This is a genomic window from uncultured Maricaulis sp., from assembly GCF_963976135.1.
GTDB lineage: Bacteria > Pseudomonadota > Alphaproteobacteria > Caulobacterales > Maricaulaceae > Maricaulis.
Genome location: NZ_CAXBKN010000031.1, coordinates 1 through 18,467, shown reverse-complemented (window position 1 = coordinate 18,467; position 18,467 = coordinate 1). Strand labels below are relative to the sequence as shown.

Below are 18,467 nucleotides of genomic sequence, written 5' to 3'. Positions count from 1 at the left end.
GTTACTTGTTTCCGCTCTTGCGGCTAGACGTCGCCGCGAGCGAGCATGCGTTTTTTCATCCGCTCGGACAGTTCGTCGGGGTCGATTCCGCGATCTCGGCACGCCTGATCGGCCGCCTCGTCCCAAGTTCGCTCGCCGTTTGTTTCGGCAGTTTCTGGCGAATCCGCTGGCGTGCTTTCCACCGGCTGGGCTGTTGCCGTCTCGGCCGGCTTGGCGGGCTCGGCTACCGGCTTCACTTCCGCCGGTTTTTCCGTTTCGGCTTCCGCCGGTGCCGCCTCGGCCGGCTTGCCTGGTTCGGGTTCTGTCTTCGTCTCGGAAGGGTCGGCCGTCGATTGTGCGTAGCGTGCCGAGATCAGCTTGGTCGCGTTTTCCGACGTGATGTCGCTGCCGATCACCAGCACGTCACCGGTTTTGTGCGAAGCGCCTTCGGGCGACTTCCAGCTTTTGAGCATTTTGATCGCTGCCACGGGTTTCTCTCCTTGAGATCGAGCGGATTGCCGGCCTACTTCTTGGCCGAGCGTTTCTTAGTCGTGCGTTTTTTTGACGCTCGTTTCTTGGCCGTCTTCTTTTTGGCTGGACCCGTCGCGTCTGGATCTGGTGTGGCTGGTTCCGGATTCGGATCCACCGGCCGACGTGTCGGCGATTGGCTATGCACTAGCTTTGCGTATTGTCGAGCGACCAGGATTTCGGCGACGGCCGGCGTCGTTGTGAATCGCTTGCCGGCGGGGTATCCGCGACGTGGTCGGATGAGCTCGATCGTTTGCATGTCGTGCAGTGTCTTTTGTCAGAGGAGCGGCACGCCGATCGGAACCGACGTGCCGCGAAATCTTGAATGCTCGTGATTAGACGGCGAGCACTTGCATCACAGTGAAGGCGCCAGTCTTGGACGCGCTGCCGACGGCGTGGACCTTCGCATGGAATCGGCTAGATCCCTTGATCGCGGTCTCGTCGGTTTCGAAATACCGTTCCTCCGACTTCTTGATCGAAATGCGTCGACGATCGCCGAGCAGTGCGCCTGCCCGCAAGTTGCCGAACACGATCGGCCGATCGCCGGTGGTCAAGTCCTCGGCCTCGGGCATCGATGCCACGGGCACAAACGGATAGCCCTTGAACATGATCCGTTTTTCGCCGTTCTCAAGCTCGCGGATCGTGTTGCCGCCGGCGGCGTCGAGGATCGGGCCCATCGCGGCATCAAACACCGTCTCGTTGCAGTACCACCTGCAGCCCTTGCGGTACCGACCCGGGATCTGCTTGATCATGTTGCGGAAATGGGCGTTCGTGACGTCGCTGAAATCAGACTTCGGCGTACCGGCGGTGAGCAGCCCTTTCAGTCCGGTCAGAGCGTTACTGACGCCAGTCATCGAACCGTACGTCGCCGTTCCGTCGCCAATGAATCCGCAGTCGTCCTCAGCCTTGGCTAGGGCTTCGCCGAGATCTCGGGCAAGCATGTCGCCGATCTCGACAATCGCATCCTCGCCAAGCTCGTCGCTGAATTTCGCAATGCAGCTTGGTTTCTTGGCAACCAGTGCGACGTTCGAAAAGACGGGCTTCGACTCGGTATGCGCGATGCCTTCGGCCGTGAACGTATAGGCCAGTCCGCTGGTCTGCACGGCGACGTCTTTCGTGTCGCTCATCATCGGAACGACGCGAGCCTCTTTGCGGAATACGCCGTGCATGTCTCGCACGTAGATGATCGAGTTCGCAAGCTCGCTCGGTACGAGATAACCGCCGTCGGCCGGCGTTCCCTCAGTCAGCCCGCCTTTGATAAGCCCGTGATCCTGGCACCATTCGATCGATGCGGCGCGTTGATTGATCATCGCGAGCCCGAACTGACCGATCGCATAAGCGGCTCGGTAGTTTTCTTCGGCAGTTGCGTGTGATTTGACCGCTTGCAGCTTAGGTCGAACGACGTTCACGGGCACCCGAACGCGGTCGATGATTCCGCCGCCACCCTCGTCGGCATCGTCGTCTTGCCCGCCTTGTGGCGGCACCGTTGCTCGGCCGCGAGCGCCTTCGGTGATCCGGTTGCGGGCGGATTCGATCTTTTCTTGCCGATCGATTTGCGATTGCTTTTTGTGCACCAGGCCGGGCACGTGATCCTCGTCGCCTGGTTCTCCGCTGCCGAGAATCTTGTCGATCCGCTGCTCGTCCTCTTTCGAGAGCGGACGGCCCTCTTGCTCGGCGACTTGTGCGATCGCTTCGACTTCGGCGTACAGTTCGCCGAGTTCCTCGCGCAGGCCTTTCGCGTCAGTCCAGTCGGCGAGTACGGTAAATGCCGCGCCTGCACAAATGGCTGGCAAGATCATGCGGTGCAATCGATCGCGTTTGCGTTCGGTGCATCGAGCGGCGCGTGAGATATCGGCTTTATTTGGTTGCATCGTGCGGTTCCCTGGGGCGAAAACGTATCAGTTACGGTTTGCCGTCGATGAACCGCGCCGCTAACCAGTTGCGCGAGTTGTTTGACGTTCGCTTCTATTGATAGGCGACTTTGCGTGCGCCGTCAACATTACACGCCGGCGCGGGCCCGAGCGGCAGCCACGCGAGCGCGCAACGCGCCGGGCGAGCGTCCGCTGCTTTGCTCTGGTGCTTCGGCCGAGCTTTCGTCCGATTTGCCACGGCGACGACTCGTGGTCGCGGCCGGCCGCATCGGCGGCGGCGCCAGTTCGATCGACGCCTCGATCGTTTGCTCGTATTCCTCGCAATCCTTCGGCGCGTTCTTGTACCGACCCTTGGGCACTCGCAGCGAGATATTCTTGGCGGCCGACGTTTTTCGGTCCGCGAAACCGTGCTCGATCGCCTCGTCGGCATTAAACCAGGTCTCGGCCTCGAGCCAAGCGGTGATCTGTTTCTGGTCGCCACCGGTGCGAGCGACGTACGTCTCGATCGCCGCATCGTCATAGCCTTGCAGCACCGCGCATTCTTTTTCGAACGCACGCTTGTTGCCAGCCATGAACGTCCATGCCTCGTGAATCATCACGCGAGCATTCGCCGCGATCTCGATCTCGTCGCCGGCCATCATCACGATCGACGCCGCCGAGGCAGCGATTCCATCGACCTTGACCGTGATGCTGCCCTCGTGCTCGCGCAGCAAATTGTAGATCGCGGCGCCGATGTCGCAGACTCCGCCGGGCGAGTTGATTCGCAAATCGAAATCCTGGTCGCTGCCGATCTCGTCGAGCGCCGCGACGATGTCGATTGCGTCGACCATGCCTGCCCAAGCCGGGCCGATTTCGTCATAAACGAACAGTTGCGGCCGCTTGTTAGCTGCCTTGACGACTTTGCAGCCGCGAATCTCGCCGCCGGCTTCCTGTCGGTTGGTTTGTCGTGCTTTTGCCATGGTTTCGACTCCGTTCGGTGGTCGTAGCAGTAGGTAAAGTGCGAGCGATCAGGACGCCGCGTACTGATTCAGCAGGTTTGTGATCGCGGCGTGAAAATCGTATTCGCTGTGCACGAAAAACTCGACGTCGCCGCGTTCGCCGCAGCCGATGCGGTGCCGACGGTACGTGCCGCCGGCTTCGTCAGCAAAGTAAGGTCGCGATCCGTCGGCCGTTTGCTTGTCGAGCGATCCGCCGAGGCAAAGGATCGGCCGCGGATCGTTCTTTTTCGTGTTGCTCATTGCGTTGCCTATGTCATTTTGAATTTGAGCACGTCGGTTGCCTGATCAGGTGCTCGGTATCGCGTCTTGACCGTCTTGCCGGCGTACCTGACCTCGACTCGATACCAGCCGCCGCCCTCACCGAATTGCGACCGCCGAATCATCGGCACGATCGCACGTCCGCTCGCATTCGTTGTGTAAGTACGAGACACATTTGTGGACAGTCCGGAGAGCGTCAGCTCGCCGTCGCACTCGAGCACCGCCCAGACTGTCGCATCTTCAATCGCGATTCCGTGCTGGTCAATTGCATCTACGGCGACATTGCACTTCTCGGGCTCGGCCGCATCGGGCACGGTGGACCCATCGATTTCGATTGCGTCGAGAGTCGCGTCGCCGGCGACTGTGATTTCGACATTGTCCGGCGCCGTGTATCCGCTCGGCGGCGTGACCGCGACCAGGTAGTCGTCAGCGTCAGCGCGCACGGTCGCCGTGCCGTCGGTGCCCGTGATTGCCGTCGCGTTGGTGGTCACACCCGCGGCCGTCAACAGTGTCACTCGAGCACCGGCGATCGCGTCGGTCGATGCGGAATCGATGACCGGAACCGTGATCGAGAAATCGCCCGATGCCGAATCGTCAGCTGGCGAATCGACAGGAAAAACAGCCTCGGTGTCGGTAAGGTTGCCGACGTATCGCACGCTAAGCGTCACGCCGCTCTCGGTCTTCGTCTCGCAGACCACGCGACCCTCGACACCCTCGGGCACGACGAACTTGATGAAATTTGGCGTGATCTCCGTTACCGGATAGCCAGCCGGATCCGGTGTGCCGGTACCATCGGCGACGGTCACGAACGCCCGACTGGCGCCCGTTTCGGTATACATCTCGATTGTCGTGTCGCTCACTTTCTACCTTTATTCTTGGCCTAGTCTCGGCCCCAAAGGATCTCGATTGCACCGATCACTAGATTGCCAAACGATGCAGAGATTCCCGCCCGCATCGCTTGCGAGGTATCGATCGCCGATGCGTCGACGCTCTCGTACGTGGCGAAGCCGTCGCCGACGACCAAGTGCATTTGATCGCTGTCGCAATGCCAGTCGAGACCGATCGACCGAGCCGCCGTCGCCTCGTTGTCCTGGTATCCCCAGTCGTAGAGATCATCGCCGGTTTGTGCCACGACGCCGCCGCTTTTGATTTCCAGGCGAGCTCGGCCGGCGATCGAGCTGTAGGTCTGAGCAATGGCACGCTCGTCGCCGGACAGGTCGCCGGTTTCGGTCGCTTCGAAGAAACCCAGTACCGGTATTCGAGTGGTCACGGTCGAATACGATCCATATAGCCGGATGGCAATCCGGCCCACGGTATCCGGCGTCAGGCTGTTCTTCAGTCTCATGCCGGCCCAGTTTCCGGAGCTCGCGCTCAAGGCGATGCCAGTCGCGACAAACGCATGGCTACCGCTGCCGGTGTGGGCTGTCTCAAGCCAACTGGGCAGCGTTCCCGACGTGAAATCATGGTAGCGTCGAAACGTGAAATCGTCGCGTGCCGGCGATAGTTTCGGCATTCCGTGCGTGTGGCTCTTTAGTTCGATCGCGGCCACGCCGATCGTGTTGGCGTTCGAGTCGTCTGTCGCGGTATAGAACAGGTATTTCTGGCCGTTGTGGTCGACCGTTGTGAAGTGATCAATTTCGCGAGAATCGAATTCGCCGCTCTCGCCTTGCTCAATAAACGGTATTGCCTGCGATGTAAACTTGCGCCCTCGATCGTCGATCGATACCTGATACAGCTGCGAGTCGCGAATGGCGCCGCCTGTGACGACGGACGATGCGATCGCAATCGTGTTGCCGTCGGCGAGTGTGCCGAAGTCCGAGATCTGCGTCGCCATCACCCAGCCGGAAGGCAGGCCAATCAGATCGTTTTCTCGATCGAGAATCGCCAGCCGGTCCCATGTCTCCAGGTCGTCGGATCCCCATTGCGCAAGGTGGTAATCGTTGGTGCCGCCGTGGATCGAATACCCGATGAACTTGTAGGGGATTGCGGGGAATGGATTCAGCGCCTTGACGAAATATCCGCAGTGCCCGTCGCCCGGAAACTCGGCCGGATCGTAGTCAAGTATGATCGGTGTCGGCGCCGGTGCCAGGTCTAGCAGTCCGGTTTCGCCCTCGCCAATGCTTAGCGTCGTCGTCTGGATGCCGTCGGCACCAGGCACGCCGGCCTGGTGCGTCGTGACGTACCACTTGCCGTCGACGTACAGGCTGTGCGCGGTCTCTACCGACGTTCCGATCGTGCTGGGATTGTAAATCGGGTTTGCGGCCGGCTTGACGGCGATTGCGTCAAAGTCGCCGTTTGCCAGTGCGGCGTCGTAGGATTTCCAGTTTGCGCTGGCGCTAGGGTCGCCGGTGCAGACCCAAAGGTAGATTCCGCCGGTCGAGTGGTCGGTCGAGAACGTCATGATGTAATCGCAGGGCCACGAGTCCATGTCCGTGACGTCGATCACTTGCGGCCAGTATGCTCGGTTCGTTGCACCGGGTGTGATCAGCTTTCCTAGTTTTGTCGCTTGCCATCGTCGCGGCTGCGTGGCGAACGTCGGCGCAGCATATTCAAGCTGGCCGTCGATAACGCTCTTGACTCGCAAGACGTCGCCAACATTGCGCAAGTTGATCGGAGCGATCATCGGCCCGCCGTCGCTGTTTCGCATGCCGCTGGTATTGAATCCTTGCATTTACTGGCCTCTTGCCTCTGTGCTGGTTCCGATCTCGAGTGCGTGGATCTTGCGTGCGTAGTCGTTCATGCTGTGGTCGCGGACGCCGTCGAGCAATCGCGACGTCGCGCCTTTGATTCGCTGGAGCATTTTTAGCAGGATCGACGGATTCGCCGATACGCCGCCGTTAGGCCAGATGTATAGCTCTTGCCCGGCGTGCAGGTATCCGGCCGATCTCGGCGGCACAAGCGGCACGATATCGTTGTTGTTGCGATACCGCTGAATTCCGCCGCCGGTCTTGGGCGTGTAGTTGGCGACGACCTCGACGGATTTGCGGAAGCTGTCGTCGCCGGCACGCATGGCGCCGAACGTGACCAGCGATACCGATGGCGGAATGTCTCTTGCGGCAAGCATTGCGCACGTCACGCTGGCAAGGGCTCCGCCTTGGGAGTGACCGCACACGCGAATCGATTTGCCGTCGCTGATCGCAGCCCGGCAAATTCGGTTCAGCTGAGGCCAGATGGCGTCATGGCTGCTGACGAGCCCGGCGTGGCACTTGCCCACGATGATGCGTCCGACGATCGTGCTGCCGGCCGCTAGCGGTGTCAGTCCGATTCGAGAGTTGATACGCACTTGCGAGCGGTTGCTGATGTTGGTGCCTCGCCACACGATATAGAGCTCGTTGTCGCTGACGCACGCACAGCAAACCGCGTCGATGCCTTTGCTGTGCAGGACGTGGCAATATCGCAATCCGGGAATGCCGGCGATCATTTGTTTCTCGAGATCCTCGAGCCGGCCGTAGATTCGCAGGGATAGCGTCGCGCACGTCTTAGCAATCGCAAGCATCGGCCGGCTGACATATTCGTCGACGGTCGGCCGTCCACCGCAAATGAGCCGCCGTTTTTGAGCCGCCGCGGCCGCCGACGCCAACGCCGGCACGAGTGCCGTGATTGCGAGCGCTAGGTAGGTCGCCAATCTTGCGACGTCCAGATTGTCAAAGCTCATGCGTGCCCCCGAGTTTCTCGACAAGAATGCCGTTGCTCTCGAGCAATCGCTCGATGCGCTCGATTCGCTGGATGGACACGGCCTCGCCGGCCTCAAGTTCTCGGATCGACGCCGTATTGTCGCGGATCGCGCCCCAATAAACGCCGACCAGCAGCGCACCGATTAGCGCGATCGAGACCGGCCCAAAAGTGTTGATCGCGCTGTCGCGGCCGCGAGCATGCGCGACCTGCCCGGCGATCTGCTTCAGCTCGTTTTGCAATTGCTCGATCGATTGCCGGATGAGATGCAGCTCGTTTTCCATGCCCGCTAGTCTGCTGAGTTCGGTTTCGCTCACGGTTCCGCCTCGTCGGTTGCGGGTTTCTCGATCGCCCCGGCTAGTTGCTCGGCCAATGCCCTCGCGTCGGACCTATCGGCCAGCGTGTCCGCGAACGCGACCGGATCGAGGCCGCGAACGTCGGCAATGCGTGCATCGATCATCGCGGCCGCTTCGTCGCGATCGCCGCCGAGCGATTCCCACACCCGAGCGAATGTTTTTGGCCACTCGCCCGAGCTGTAGAACTTGTCGCACCAGGCCGCGAAACGAACACGATCGCCGCCGAATTTCGCCGCCGCGTCGTCGATGCGTTTTTGCTCGACCGCAAACAAGTCGGCCAGTCGCGACTCGTACGCCGTGATCAGCCGCTCGCGCAGCTGGTTCGCTTCGCTGCTATCGTCGCCGCCGCCCTTGCCGCTGCTGGTGTTCGGGTTTTCGTACGCGTCGCCGCCCTCGTACGGCTCGAGTCCGAGAATTTCGCGACCGTCGTTCGGCGAGTAGATTCGGTGCGTGATGCCGACGCCGATCGTCTCGAGCGTCGATTTCATATCCGATCGCAATAGCGAGCCGGCGTTGAGCTTGTGGAAATGCGAATCGTTCGACTTCTGACGCTCGGTCAGCAGCTTGCAGTCGCGTTGTTCCTCGTATCGCTTCATCAGTTTGCCCGGCAGCCCGGCCAGGTACGCGATGACGCGCTGCTCGTGCGAGTTGTACGAATTGCTCTCGTCGCCGAGGATCGTCTCGAGGCACCAAAAAAGCGCGGTGTCTTCACGCTGGAATTGTCGCGTCTCGATCGTCTGGGAATCGCGACCGGTGTGCGAGAGCGTTTTTGCCGTGACGCCGTGACGAAACATCGCCGTTTTTCCGACGTTGTCGAGACCCTCGTGCATCTCGCGAACCGACTTTAGGTAGTCGCGGGCTTCGGACTCTTTGCGGAGCTGCCCCGGCGGAACCTCGAGGATCATGCCGGGGATGGCATTGCGACCTAGGTGCGTCGATTGCTGTTTTTCGGCGCCCAGCCCGAGGCCGATCGACTGCTTTGCCATCTTGTAGACATCGTACCCGGCAATTCCGTCGGGCGAGTGCCCCATAATGTGCAACACGTCGCGGTCGTGAATTTTGTACCGACGCGTCGTGCCGTACTCGTCGACTTGCAAGTCGGCGATGTGCCACTTTTCACCGTCGGCAAGCAATGTCCGGCATTGATCCGGATGCATGATTGTCATCCGCAGTGGGCGCATGAATTCGTCGCGCTCGATATAGGCCCGGCCGTTGCCGCGAAACACCGCGTGGCCGATGACCGCGTCGGTGAAGACGCTGTTCGGGTAGACCGGGCTCGGGTACTTCAGCAGCCGATATGCCGGATGCCGGCGATCCTCGACGGTCTTTCGGTCGCCGACACGTTTGCGCAGCGACCATGACATCACTGACAGGTGTCCGGCGATCTTGCTGATCGCGTAGTGCACCGGCGCGTAGCTCATCGCAAGCGATGGCGTGACCCGCACGCCGCTGGATGTGTTCGCCTCGGCCACAATGTCTCGCAGCCAGTCTTGCAGATCGTCGCGACTGACTCCGCTGGTGCCGTCGTATCCGGCCGAGTTGGTCGGCGCGATCGATCCGCCGATCTCGATCGAAGAAAGCGCATCCCGCACACCCGCCGGAATTGAATCCGGCATTGGCGTTTGTGCGACGGTTAGATCGTTACTCATTGTGCGCCTACATGATCATGATTGCCGCGCCCTCGTCCGGCGGCGGCTCGGTTATCCATAAGCCAAGCGCCATAATGTCGGCGCAGACTCCGTCGATTGTCTTGTGTCGCTGCAGCACGTCCTCTCGTTTCGGCTTGACCGGCCGAATGTTGCCCGATGAATCGGTTGAGAATTGCACGTGTGACGATTGCCAGCCGATCACCTGGTTGCCGTTGTGTCGCATGCGTCCGAGCCTGAGCAGCCGCTCGTACTCCTCGGTCGGCTCGGCATAATTTGCCATCGTCTGCCGAAACTCTTGTCGCTCGCATCCGGTCGCCGCTTCCATCTCTTGCGTGACGTGCTCCGCGTTCCACGGGTCGAACGCCAGTTTGTCGATCTCGTACAGTTCGGCGAGTTCTTCCCATTTCGCGAGAATTAGCGAGTAATCGCACACGTCGCCAGGTGTGATAACCAGGTTGTTGCGAGGGTTCTCGGACCAGGTGCGAAAATCGACCTTGTCGCGCAGATCCCAGACTCGCGATTCGGGCATGAAAAAATAGTTGAGCCGCCGATACAGTTCGTCCTCGTCCTCGTCGCGAAACATGAGCGAGAGCGCCGACAAGTCGAACACTTTCGCCAAGTCGAGCCCGGCACGGCACGGCCGGCCGGCCAGGTCTTCGGCGGTGTATTCCTCCAGGTTCGCCTCGTGCGATCCTGCCGGCAGCCCGCTCGATTCGGTTCGTGTCCACACGTTGAACCCGTATCGCAGTGCCCGCGGTATCTGTCGCGGGTTCGCGCGGGCCTCTTTCATGTCGGCGAGAAACTCGTCGGCGTTGATCGTATAGCCGTAGCTCGGGTTGGCTCGCTTGTGATACTCGGGATTCAGCAGCCCGTCCCAAGGCGTGCCCGTCTTGCCGTCGCCCTTGAGCTCTTCCTCGCTGACGGAATAGATCAGCGAGAATTGACGGTGGTCGACGATCTCGCCGCGTTCGACCTTTCGGCAATAGTCGTGATAGTCCCAGCACACGCCCTCTTGGTCCTCGCCGGCCGTCGTGATCACGAACAGCAACGGTTGGTCGCGAGCTCGGCCCATGTATTTGAGGCAATCCCAGAGCGCATAGCCTTTCCATGCGTGCAGTTCGTCGATGATTGCGCAGTGACCGTCGAGCCCCTCTTTCGACTCGACCACGTTCGACAGTGCCGAGTATTCGCAATTCAGCCGGTCGTAGAAAACGTGGTTCGTCGACCGGTTCACTCGCAGGACCGAAGACAGCCGCTCGCTCGCGTTGATCATCGCGATCGCTTCGCCGTGCACGAGCTTGGCCTGATCCTTGTCGGTCGCCGCGCTGAAGCACTTCGCACCAGGCTCGCCATCGAACGCCAGCATGTAGATCCCGAGCCCGGCTGCCAGCGTGCTCTTGCCGTTCTTCTTGGGGATTTCGACGTAGCTTTTCGTGAACCGCCGCAGCCCATTCGGCCGCATCCAACCGAATAGCGGCTCGATCAAGTCCTCTCGTTGCCAGTCCAGCAGTTCGAACGGCTTGCCCGCGAACCGGTTCTTCGCGTGCCTGAGGAACCTCGGAAAAAACTCCGTGCAGTGAGCCGCCGATCGCCGGCAGAAGTAGTACCCATCCAAGCACGCACGCTCGTCGGCTTCGCTGCGGATGCAGTTGAGCCAGCCCTCGCGTTTTGCGCGTGACTTGATCGCGGTCAACTTGTGAACGCGCGCAGGTCGGGTCGATCGTTTTTTCGTGCGGGTCGGCATCCATGCCCGTTAGCTATCGTCCTTTTGAGTTTGCCGCGGCTTCAGTTTCGCGTAGGCTGCGATCGGGTCGCCCTCGTCATCGTCAGCGTCGGGATTCACGACGGCCAGGCCGCGACGCTTGTTGACACCGATTCCCAGCCGATCGGCAAGCCGCTGGATCGTCTCGACGGCTTTGTCGCGTTGCAGTTTGGCCGGGTGCACCGCGACATAGCCCTTGTCGGTTGTGAAAAATCGGCCCTCACGTTCCATCTCGACGGAAGTATCGGAAAACTCTTGCCAAGCATCGCAGTACAGCGCCAGCAGGTCGACGTCGATCGTGATCAGCAGCCGCCGGACAGTGAGCTCGTCGACAAGCTGCCACCACTTCTCGCAAGCGACCGGCTTCGGTTTTAACCAGGCGGGCGGCTTCAATTTCGGCGTCGGCAGATTCGCAAAGGTCGCTGATTCCGTTTTCGACGGCGTCGCAGAATCGGGCGAGGGCTTGGCGGCTTTCTTTGTCGATCGAGATCGTCGCGTTGATGCCGCCGGCGTTTTTGATTTGGTCGAGCGATTTGCCGGCTTGCTGTCGCCAGTTGTTGGCGTGCGTTTTTTTGCCGGCTTTCGCTTCGTCGATCGGGATGGTTTCGCGGCCTTGCTCGCCGTTTTTTTCTTCGCCATGGGTCATCGCGTTAGCCCCGCTTGAGTGTCGCGAATGGTTTTCTGTTTGTGATGAGTTCCGCAAAGCGGTTGCAAGTTCTGGCGATCCCAGTGCAGCGGATCGTCGACGCCCTTGGTCGGCTTGATGTGGTCCACTTCGGTCGCCAGCACGTGCATCGTTCCCGCGGCGACACAGTGCCGGCATAGCGGTTCGTCGTCGAGCACTTCATCTCGCAGCTTTTGCCAACGCCGGCCGTAGCCGCGGCGGTGCGCACTCGGCCTCGGCTCTTTGCCGGATTTGCGCCGGCGTGCGGTGTGTCCGTTTCGATAATGGTTTGCTCGTTTCGGCATTTCGTTTCGGGTTCGCCGATCCGGCCGCGGGTGGCATGTCCATCGCAACACGCTCGCGGTCGTCTCGGCCGGGCACGGGTGGAGGCAGCCGACGCCCGATTCGCGTAAAAACGTCGGCGTGCACCGTGCCCGCGTGGCGAGTGCCCAATCACTCGCCGCGGTTCGTTATTAGTTCGCCGATCAGTTCGCAAGCGAACACGATCAGCACGATCAGTAGTCCTCGGATTCGCCCCGGTGATTTCATTACGGCAGCGGCGACGGCGGCAGCGGTACCGAAGTCGCTGCGGCTCCCGTTCCTTGAGTGAATCGGCTCGCGGCGCCCGTCGGCATCGTGCCGGTTTGGCCGGGCGTTCCGCCGGCGGCCAGGTCTTCGGCCTCGGGCGTCGTACCGTCGGGCCGCAGCCTGTCATACACCGCTCGCAAATTGACCGGCCATTCGGACAGCTGTGGCAGTTCGCTGACCGGAATTCCGTCACGTAGCACGCCGAGCTGGTCCTCGGTCATGACGCGATTGAGCGGCGGCACGGTGTCGACGAATTCGGTGCCTGGGAAAGCGTCGTGCGGGTTGTAGCTTTGGAAATCGGAATCCTGCAGCGAGAAAATCGGGTCGAGCGCTTCCTCGCGAGTTTTGCCGAACAGCTCGATCGCCATTTCGGTGTAGATGCGTCGCAGGTATTGGCCCATCAGTCCGACGAAGTTGTCGCTGACTTCCATCGATCGAGCGTTCTCGGTGTGCTGCATCGCTTCGCTGATCATCATCATCGCGAACCCGGCCCACCGTCGCATGTACGAATTACGAACCATGAAATACGGCACCGGGAAAACGCGGAAGATTTCGCCGCCGACTTGAATGTGCTGCGATTCCATGTTGAGCTCGTTGCTCGGCACCATGCGGCCGGCCAGCATGCGAGAGCTCGATTGATACAGTCGGTGAATCCGCATGATCGTATTGAGCGTCGGCGGTCGCCGCTGCCGTGCGTCCTCGTGGTGCATGATCGTAAAGAGCTGCGATCCTGCACCACTGACAAACTGCGCGATCGTGGGATTAATCGTGCCGTAGTCGTCGCTCGGGTTCGGGATCCCGTATCCCATCTCGCCGAAAACGCCGACGTTGTACCAAAGCACCGCGTCGCTGTGTGTGATTCCATCCATTACGAGCCCTCTTGTGCGTTGAGGTGTTGTTTGATGAGCGAATCGAGCTGCCTCAGCGTCTCGCGTTGCCCTGGGTAGTCTTCAATCATTTGCCGAGTCGCCCAGTCGTAAGCCTTGGCGTAACGATCGGTCTCGTAAGCCGACCATCGCCTGTCGGTGTAAACTGCCTGCGGCGGCGGTGGTGCCTGGTCTCGCACGATCGCGGGTTCTCGCGGCGGTGCGTAGGGGTTCGCCGGCGGGTTCGATTCCGTCGCTTGGTCTGGTTGGGTGTGCGTCGCGTCAAAACCCTTCGTCGCCGGCCGACCCCCGGCGGCCGTTGCGAATCTTCCTTGCGACGCCGGCCGCTCGAAACGCGACCGTCGCCCATGCCGGGATTCCGATTCCTGCCACCGCGGCAACTGCGGTGATCGCCCAGTATGCGACGCCGACCCAGTCGCGAGACCCGTCGCCGTCTTCGCGTTCGACGACGATCGATCGGGTGCCAATGTTTCGAATCGGGTCGACATCCGGTGCCTGCGTTGGATCGCCTGGTTCGATCCGAATCGCTTCGCCGTCGATTGTGATGGCCTCGGCGTCCGGTCCGTCTCTGAAGCTGCGCCCGAACGTTTGTCGCGGCTCGATGATCGGTTGTTCAAATGGCGTCTCGCCATAGCTGGGCGACGGTGGTGCGTAAGTGGCCGGCGGCGACTGGGCTTGCCCGCCCATCGGCACACCGGTCTGATCGCATATTCCGTCGCCGTTCTGGTCAATGCAGCTGGGCGGATACTGCCCGGCCGCGATCTGGCCGATCACGTTCGGCTGATAGGTCACTCTCGGCAACGGCGTCTCGGGCCGAGTGCGATCGGCAAACGCGGCGAGTCGCGGAAACAATTTCCGCAGCACGGTTCGCACGCGGTGAATCGGAACGGCTAGGCAGCCACGATCGCGGACCAGGTCAGCGACGATCACGCCGCACACTTTGTTGGCTCGGTAGACCGGCCCGCCGCTCATTCCCTGCGCCGCATGCTGATCGAGTTCGACCAGGCCGCCGCCGTAAGCCTCGCCCTTCGCCCTCGCCGATCGTGTCGAGAGTGGTCCGCCCGTCGGGTAGCCGACCAATTGCACCGGCGTGTCTTTCGGCGGTGACGCTTCGTCGAGCTCGGCGACCGGCGGCGGATCGATTGACGGGCCCGAGATCACGGCAAGGTCGTTCTCGGTCGGCCCGTCGGGGTTTCCGCAATAGTCCACGCGATCGATATAGATCGGCGGCGATCGGTTCGGATAAACCACAACGGCATCGCTCGAGCGGCCGGAACGATCAAACCCTCGGAAACCGTGTGCGTTCGTGACGACGTACACGCGTGCCGGCGACTCAGACTTGTCGACGTTGACGACGATGCCCGAGAGGAAGCTCGAGGCCTTGCCGGCTTTCATCACGTGCACTTTGACGGTGCTATCGATACGGTCATCGCTCGACGCGACCACGCAATCCAGCGAGCACGCCGCGACAACCGCGATCAGAATCAGAGTAGGCCGGGGGCATCCATGCACAATTCAGCGCCTTGCAGTATCCGCGTGCATTGGTGCTGCGTCCGCGGCCTCGAGCCCGATATCCTATCGGCTGCATTTGGGCGGCCCTGCCAGGTGCCCGAATGCACTCGCATCGTGCGAGGGCTCGAGGCCGAGGGCGCAAAGAATGCTCCGCGTCGACAATCGAGCTTGGCAGAGCTAGAAAAACAGTACCGCCGGCACGGCTGCCGGTCAACCGCGAAGTAAGGACACGATCGCTATGCCGTTTTCTGAATTCACGCCAGGATCCTGTTGTGGCCAGGATAGTTGCCCGGCGACTTCACTGCATGTCGATGGTGGAAACTGGGATGGATGGACCGACCCGCCAGCGAGCGGAAACACGGTCAACAGCGCGACAGAGACAAGCATCTCCCATTCAAAAGCAAGCGGCAACTGGACCGTCGATATGGAGATCAAGAGCATTAACAGCTCGGACGGGTCTCGCATTCGCATTGGGTCGGCTTGCCTGCCGGTTTATGACAGCGGCGACGATATGATCATCAAGGTCGGAGAGGATTGCCATGAATATGGCATACCGAGAGAGGAACCGTTTTGGATTCGGGTGATTGCAGATGGTAGCCCGGTCAGCAGGGCGAGAAGTCGCAGTATTACGCTTTGGAATGGCGACCCAGCAGACGACGCGTCGGCACGTTTTACGAATGTTGTCGGCGCGGAGTCGCAGTCGGTCGCCGAGCAGCGCACGAGATTGATTTTCGAGAGTGCGCCGTACTGGACCGCCAGCGGAACGATCGGCGCGGGGATGAGCGAGGGGTATGAAGTTGCGGGCACATTGCGAATGCCGCTGCCGACTCCGATCGGAGGCCTCCGCTACTACAAAGTTATCCTGCACCTCTACGGTAGGTCGATCGAGACTGACGGCGGCGTGGGTGTCAGCGTAGGTGTGTCTGATCTATATGACACTACCATGGCAAACCACGACCCTCTGACCGATGGTTTCGAATCCCCAGGCACGACGGTCACTCTCGGTTCGCCGAGTTGGTCAGGCACGCCGGATATTGAAGTCGGCGGCACCGACGCTTGGCACGAGATCGACCTGACAGCGATTGTCGCAGAGACGATCGCGTCTGCGCCGTCAAAAGTCAGCCCAAACTTATTCGTGCTAATCCGAATGCTTGGCACGGACGCAAGCGAAGTGCTTGAGGATGCCGAGAATTCGCGACTGGAATTCGCCGGCCTTTTCGATACGAACCCCGCGTTCTTAGAGCTCTCGTACATCAAGACCGCTGGCGATGTGCATTGCTTTCGTCCGTTCATGGCTGGCCCGATCACCGATCTTGATATCGAGATCGAGGCCGGGGACGAAGACGTAGAAATCGGTCAGATCAATGTCCGAGATACTTCAACGGATTCGACCAGTTGCCCCAGCGTCACATGCCCTACGCCCGGTGCGTGCGTCGACAACACCTCAACCGCGACGATTGTGCTGACGGCCGCAAGGATCATCTATTCCGGCGTGCCAGATGAGTGGATGGAGCATCAGCACGTCGGGCAACGAAAGAACTACTTGGGAGTGGCAGTCGCAGGAACGGGCGGTAAGCGACTAGAGCTCAACACATCGGAGCTAAACGGAACCTATCCGGCCGCGCTTCACGCGGGCAATGAATTCGGCCCGTCTGGCGCAGCTCTTTCTCCGACGGAGCAAGCTGCGGTCATCGCGGCAGCGCTCAATGGCTGCGACTTTTGTGATGCCGTGTACTGGTGGAAGCTGCCAACTGTTGACTTGAGCACGGTCTTGACGCTGACGGAATCTGACAACGGCGTAGCGTTCAGTGCCTGGAATGCTTCGATCGAAACAAACACTCTAGAGCTGATGAACGGCACGAGAGACTGGATCGTCGGCAGCCACCGCCCGCACTTGTGGACCCGCAGCACAGCTTCGGGAGCCCATCGCGAATATATTGGCTTTTCGCTTGCTCACGTGCAGTTGCTTGGCAACCTCGATGGAACGCCCGCCGACCCAGTCAATCTCGGTGCGTACTACCCGCTCAAGGTTTGCTCTGTGCCCAGCAGCTCAAACACGGCTACACGAGCATGGTCAACGTACACCGAATCGAATATCGACCCGGTGATCACGCCGTACGATGTCGAGGTGACGGGCAGCGGTGGCTACGACAATAAATATTGGGAGTTCGACAGTGTGGTCTTATGAGTGCCGCGAGTGCGGAAGGGCATTCGGCTGCGTTTCGCACTGGCCTATTCGCTGTCGATGCGGTGCAAAGTTCGCAGTGCCGGCGGAAACTAAGAAAAAATTCGTTCGCAAACGCAAGCTATCACCAGAGGCCGAGCGAGCGAGAAAGCTAAACGCAGAATTCTGCACCGGCGGATGCAAGCACTACTCGGATGGATGCACGCTCTTGAACAGAGCCGCGGATAGTCCGCTGCCTGTCGAGCAGCGCAAGAAGTGCCGTACTTTCATGCATATCTATCGCGGCGGGAATTGCCTCGCTGATCCGCCGCTTTTCTAAAAGCTGCGGCGCCGTCGGCATGGGACCGACGGCCGAACCGCGTTTGGTCCGTCGGATTGCCGTCCTAGCCGCATGCCAATCTTAGCGGCTGAGAGTGGTCGACGTTAGGCCGCGAGAGTAACCCGGCCAGGCGGTCCATCGGGCTGCTGACGCTCTGGTATCCAAAGCAATCGACGTGCGTGTAGATCATCGTCGTGCGCACGTCCGCGTGTCCCAGTTGTTTCTGGATGGTGCGGATGTCAACGCCGGCGTTTAGCTGGTGCGTCGCGTATGCGTGCCGCAGTGCATGGCATCCGACGTCTTTCATGATGCAAGCACGCTCTGCGGCTTGGCTGATCCTTCGCCCGATATTGTTCATATCGACGTGATACCTTCCAAGCGTCTTGAATCGCGGATGCCGGCTCAATTGACCGCTGCAAAACAGCCAATAGTACCGAAGCAGGTGTGTCGGCATTTTTGAATTGACGCCGCGTTTCTTCGGCCGGAAAACTCCGCCGATACTCTCGGCCGCGTCGCGATCGCGAAATCGCTTCGATTCCTGCAGCTGAATCATGAGCGGTCGCACCAGCACTTCGGGCATTCGTATCGGACGGCTTTTCTTGCCCTTGGCAAACCAGATGAGAATCATTCGGTTGTCAAAGTCGAGATCCTTCAATCGGAGGCTGCAGACCTCTTTCCGTCGCATACCGCATCCGTACATCAGCTGAGCCATCAGTAGCAGCTTTCCGGACAGCTTGCCGAACAGCCGATCGACTTCGTGTGGGCTCATAACGACTGGAATCGTTTTTGGTGTCCGAGCCCGCATCGCTGCGACGCCTTCGATCCGTCGGCCTTTGAGCACTTGGTGGTACAGGTAAAGCACAGCTTGCAGTGCACCATTCTGCGTCGACTCCGACACGTTCCCGTGTACCGCCATGTCGGTCAGCCAATCCTCGATCTCGGGTCGGCCCATCTCGTCGGGATGGAACCACGTGCCGCCATTCTTAACACGATGATACGACAAGAAACTGACGATGTTTCCCCAGTATTTTTTTCGGGTTTCTTCCGCATTGTGATCAAAGTCGATCTGCTCATCAAACCGCTGCCGCAGCCGCTTTTTTGGCGCACCAGCACTCGCATTGCTCTCGATCATTTCCGTCTCTCCCATTCAGAAACCAGGCAAAAGCGCGGCAACGCCAAAGCCAGAAACAAAGTAAAAATCAGTCGTTCAATTCATGCGCGCAGTGTAATAACAAGTTC

At 60.3% G+C, this 18,467-nt stretch carries 16 protein-coding genes; 1 reads left to right on the top strand and 15 read right to left on the bottom strand.

Annotated elements, in window-relative coordinates; all coding sequences use genetic code 11:
- Positions 1–23 precede the first annotated feature (23 nt).
- The 14 genes from AAC023_RS06165 to AAC023_RS06100 all read right to left on the bottom strand — a co-directional run bounded on the left by AAC023_RS06165 (position 24) and on the right by AAC023_RS06100 (position 14,658).
- Positions 24–467, bottom strand: coding sequence for a hypothetical protein (locus tag AAC023_RS06165; RefSeq protein WP_339739217.1), 444 nt, complete (start codon positions 465–467; stop codon positions 24–26).
- Positions 468–842: 375 nt separating this feature from the next.
- Positions 843–2,306, bottom strand: a complete 1,464-nt coding sequence (locus AAC023_RS06160) for a phage major capsid protein (protein WP_339739215.1) — start codon at positions 2,304–2,306, stop codon at positions 843–845.
- 200 nt (positions 2,307–2,506) lie between these two features.
- The gene (locus AAC023_RS06155; RefSeq protein ID WP_339739239.1) at positions 2,507–3,367 is read right to left on the bottom strand and encodes a head maturation protease, ClpP-related; all 861 of its coding nucleotides are present in this window, start codon (positions 3,365–3,367) and stop codon (positions 2,507–2,509) included.
- An 18-nt stretch (positions 3,368–3,385) separates the two neighbouring features.
- The gene (locus tag AAC023_RS06150) at positions 3,386–3,616 is read right to left on the bottom strand and encodes a hypothetical protein (protein ID WP_339739213.1); all 231 of its coding nucleotides are present in this window, start codon (positions 3,614–3,616) and stop codon (positions 3,386–3,388) included.
- 8 nt (positions 3,617–3,624) lie between these two features.
- Positions 3,625–4,494: a hypothetical protein gene (locus tag AAC023_RS06145; protein WP_339739212.1), complete on the bottom strand. Its 870-nt coding sequence runs from the start codon at positions 4,492–4,494 to the stop codon at positions 3,625–3,627.
- 20 nt (positions 4,495–4,514) lie between these two features.
- Complete coding sequence (locus AAC023_RS06140; RefSeq protein ID WP_339739210.1) at positions 4,515–6,305, bottom strand: hypothetical protein; 1,791 nt, start codon at positions 6,303–6,305, stop codon at positions 4,515–4,517.
- Positions 6,306–7,289: a lipase family protein gene (locus AAC023_RS06135; RefSeq protein ID WP_339739208.1), complete on the bottom strand. Its 984-nt coding sequence runs from the start codon at positions 7,287–7,289 to the stop codon at positions 6,306–6,308.
- Positions 7,279–7,623, bottom strand: a complete 345-nt coding sequence (locus AAC023_RS06130) for a hypothetical protein (protein WP_339739206.1) — start codon at positions 7,621–7,623, stop codon at positions 7,279–7,281. Before AAC023_RS06130 ends, AAC023_RS06135 begins: the two co-directional genes overlap by 11 nt.
- Positions 7,620–9,311: a phage portal protein gene (locus AAC023_RS06125; RefSeq protein WP_339739204.1), complete on the bottom strand. Its 1,692-nt coding sequence runs from the start codon at positions 9,309–9,311 to the stop codon at positions 7,620–7,622. The genes AAC023_RS06130 and AAC023_RS06125 overlap by 4 nt, the downstream gene beginning before the upstream one ends.
- Before the next feature lie 7 nt (positions 9,312–9,318).
- Positions 9,319–11,004 carry a terminase large subunit gene (locus AAC023_RS06120; protein WP_339739202.1) on the bottom strand — a complete coding sequence of 562 codons (1,686 nt, stop codon included), beginning with the start codon at positions 11,002–11,004 and terminating at the stop codon, positions 9,319–9,321.
- A 60-nt stretch (positions 11,005–11,064) separates the two neighbouring features.
- Positions 11,065–11,712, bottom strand: a complete 648-nt coding sequence (locus tag AAC023_RS06115) for a phage terminase small subunit P27 family (RefSeq protein ID WP_339739200.1) — start codon at positions 11,710–11,712, stop codon at positions 11,065–11,067.
- A gap of 3 nt (positions 11,713–11,715) precedes the next feature.
- Entirely contained in the window at positions 11,716–12,042 is a 327-nt protein-coding gene (locus tag AAC023_RS06110; protein ID WP_339739198.1) for an HNH endonuclease signature motif containing protein, read from the bottom strand.
- A 243-nt stretch (positions 12,043–12,285) separates the two neighbouring features.
- Entirely contained in the window at positions 12,286–13,194 is a 909-nt protein-coding gene (locus tag AAC023_RS06105; protein WP_339739197.1) for a hypothetical protein, read from the bottom strand.
- 279 nt (positions 13,195–13,473) lie between these two features.
- The gene (locus AAC023_RS06100) at positions 13,474–14,658 is read right to left on the bottom strand and encodes a serine protease (RefSeq protein WP_339739195.1); all 1,185 of its coding nucleotides are present in this window, start codon (positions 14,656–14,658) and stop codon (positions 13,474–13,476) included.
- A gap of 304 nt (positions 14,659–14,962) precedes the next feature.
- On the opposite strand from AAC023_RS06100, the gene AAC023_RS06095 reads away from it, so the two are divergent.
- Positions 14,963–16,912, top strand: a complete 1,950-nt coding sequence (locus tag AAC023_RS06095; protein ID WP_339739193.1) for a hypothetical protein — start codon at positions 14,963–14,965, stop codon at positions 16,910–16,912.
- A 380-nt stretch (positions 16,913–17,292) separates the two neighbouring features.
- Here the strand turns inward: AAC023_RS06095 and AAC023_RS06090 are convergent, their stop codons facing one another.
- On the bottom strand, positions 17,293–18,360 hold the full coding sequence (locus AAC023_RS06090; protein WP_339739191.1) for an integron integrase: 1,068 nt from the start codon (positions 18,358–18,360) through the stop codon (positions 17,293–17,295).
- Positions 18,361–18,467: the final 107 nt, after the last annotated feature.

Bases quoted from the DNA above. Each gene is read 5' to 3' on its own strand.
- AAC023_RS06160 (WP_339739215.1), bottom strand. From the start codon at position 2,306: ATGATCTTGCCAGCCATTTGTGCAGGCGCGGCATTTACCGTACTCGCC.
- AAC023_RS06150 (WP_339739213.1), bottom strand. From the start codon at position 3,616: ATGAGCAACACGAAAAAGAACGATCCGCGGCCGATCCTTTGCCTCGGC.
- AAC023_RS06140 (WP_339739210.1), bottom strand. From the start codon at position 6,305: ATGCAAGGATTCAATACCAGCGGCATGCGAAACAGCGACGGCGGGCCG.
- AAC023_RS06135 (WP_339739208.1), bottom strand. From the start codon at position 7,289: ATGAGCTTTGACAATCTGGACGTCGCAAGATTGGCGACCTACCTAGCG.
- AAC023_RS06125 (WP_339739204.1), bottom strand. From the start codon at position 9,311: ATGAGTAACGATCTAACCGTCGCACAAACGCCAATGCCGGATTCAATT.
- AAC023_RS06115 (WP_339739200.1), bottom strand. From the start codon at position 11,712: ATGGCGAAGAAAAAAACGGCGAGCAAGGCCGCGAAACCATCCCGATCG.
- AAC023_RS06110 (WP_339739198.1), bottom strand. From the start codon at position 12,042: ATGCCGAAACGAGCAAACCATTATCGAAACGGACACACCGCACGCCGG.
- AAC023_RS06105 (WP_339739197.1), bottom strand. From the start codon at position 13,194: ATGGATGGAATCACACACAGCGACGCGGTGCTTTGGTACAACGTCGGC.
- AAC023_RS06095 (WP_339739193.1), top strand. From the start codon at position 14,963: ATGCCGTTTTCTGAATTCACGCCAGGATCCTGTTGTGGCCAGGATAGT.
- AAC023_RS06090 (WP_339739191.1), bottom strand. From the start codon at position 18,360: ATGATCGAGAGCAATGCGAGTGCTGGTGCGCCAAAAAAGCGGCTGCGG.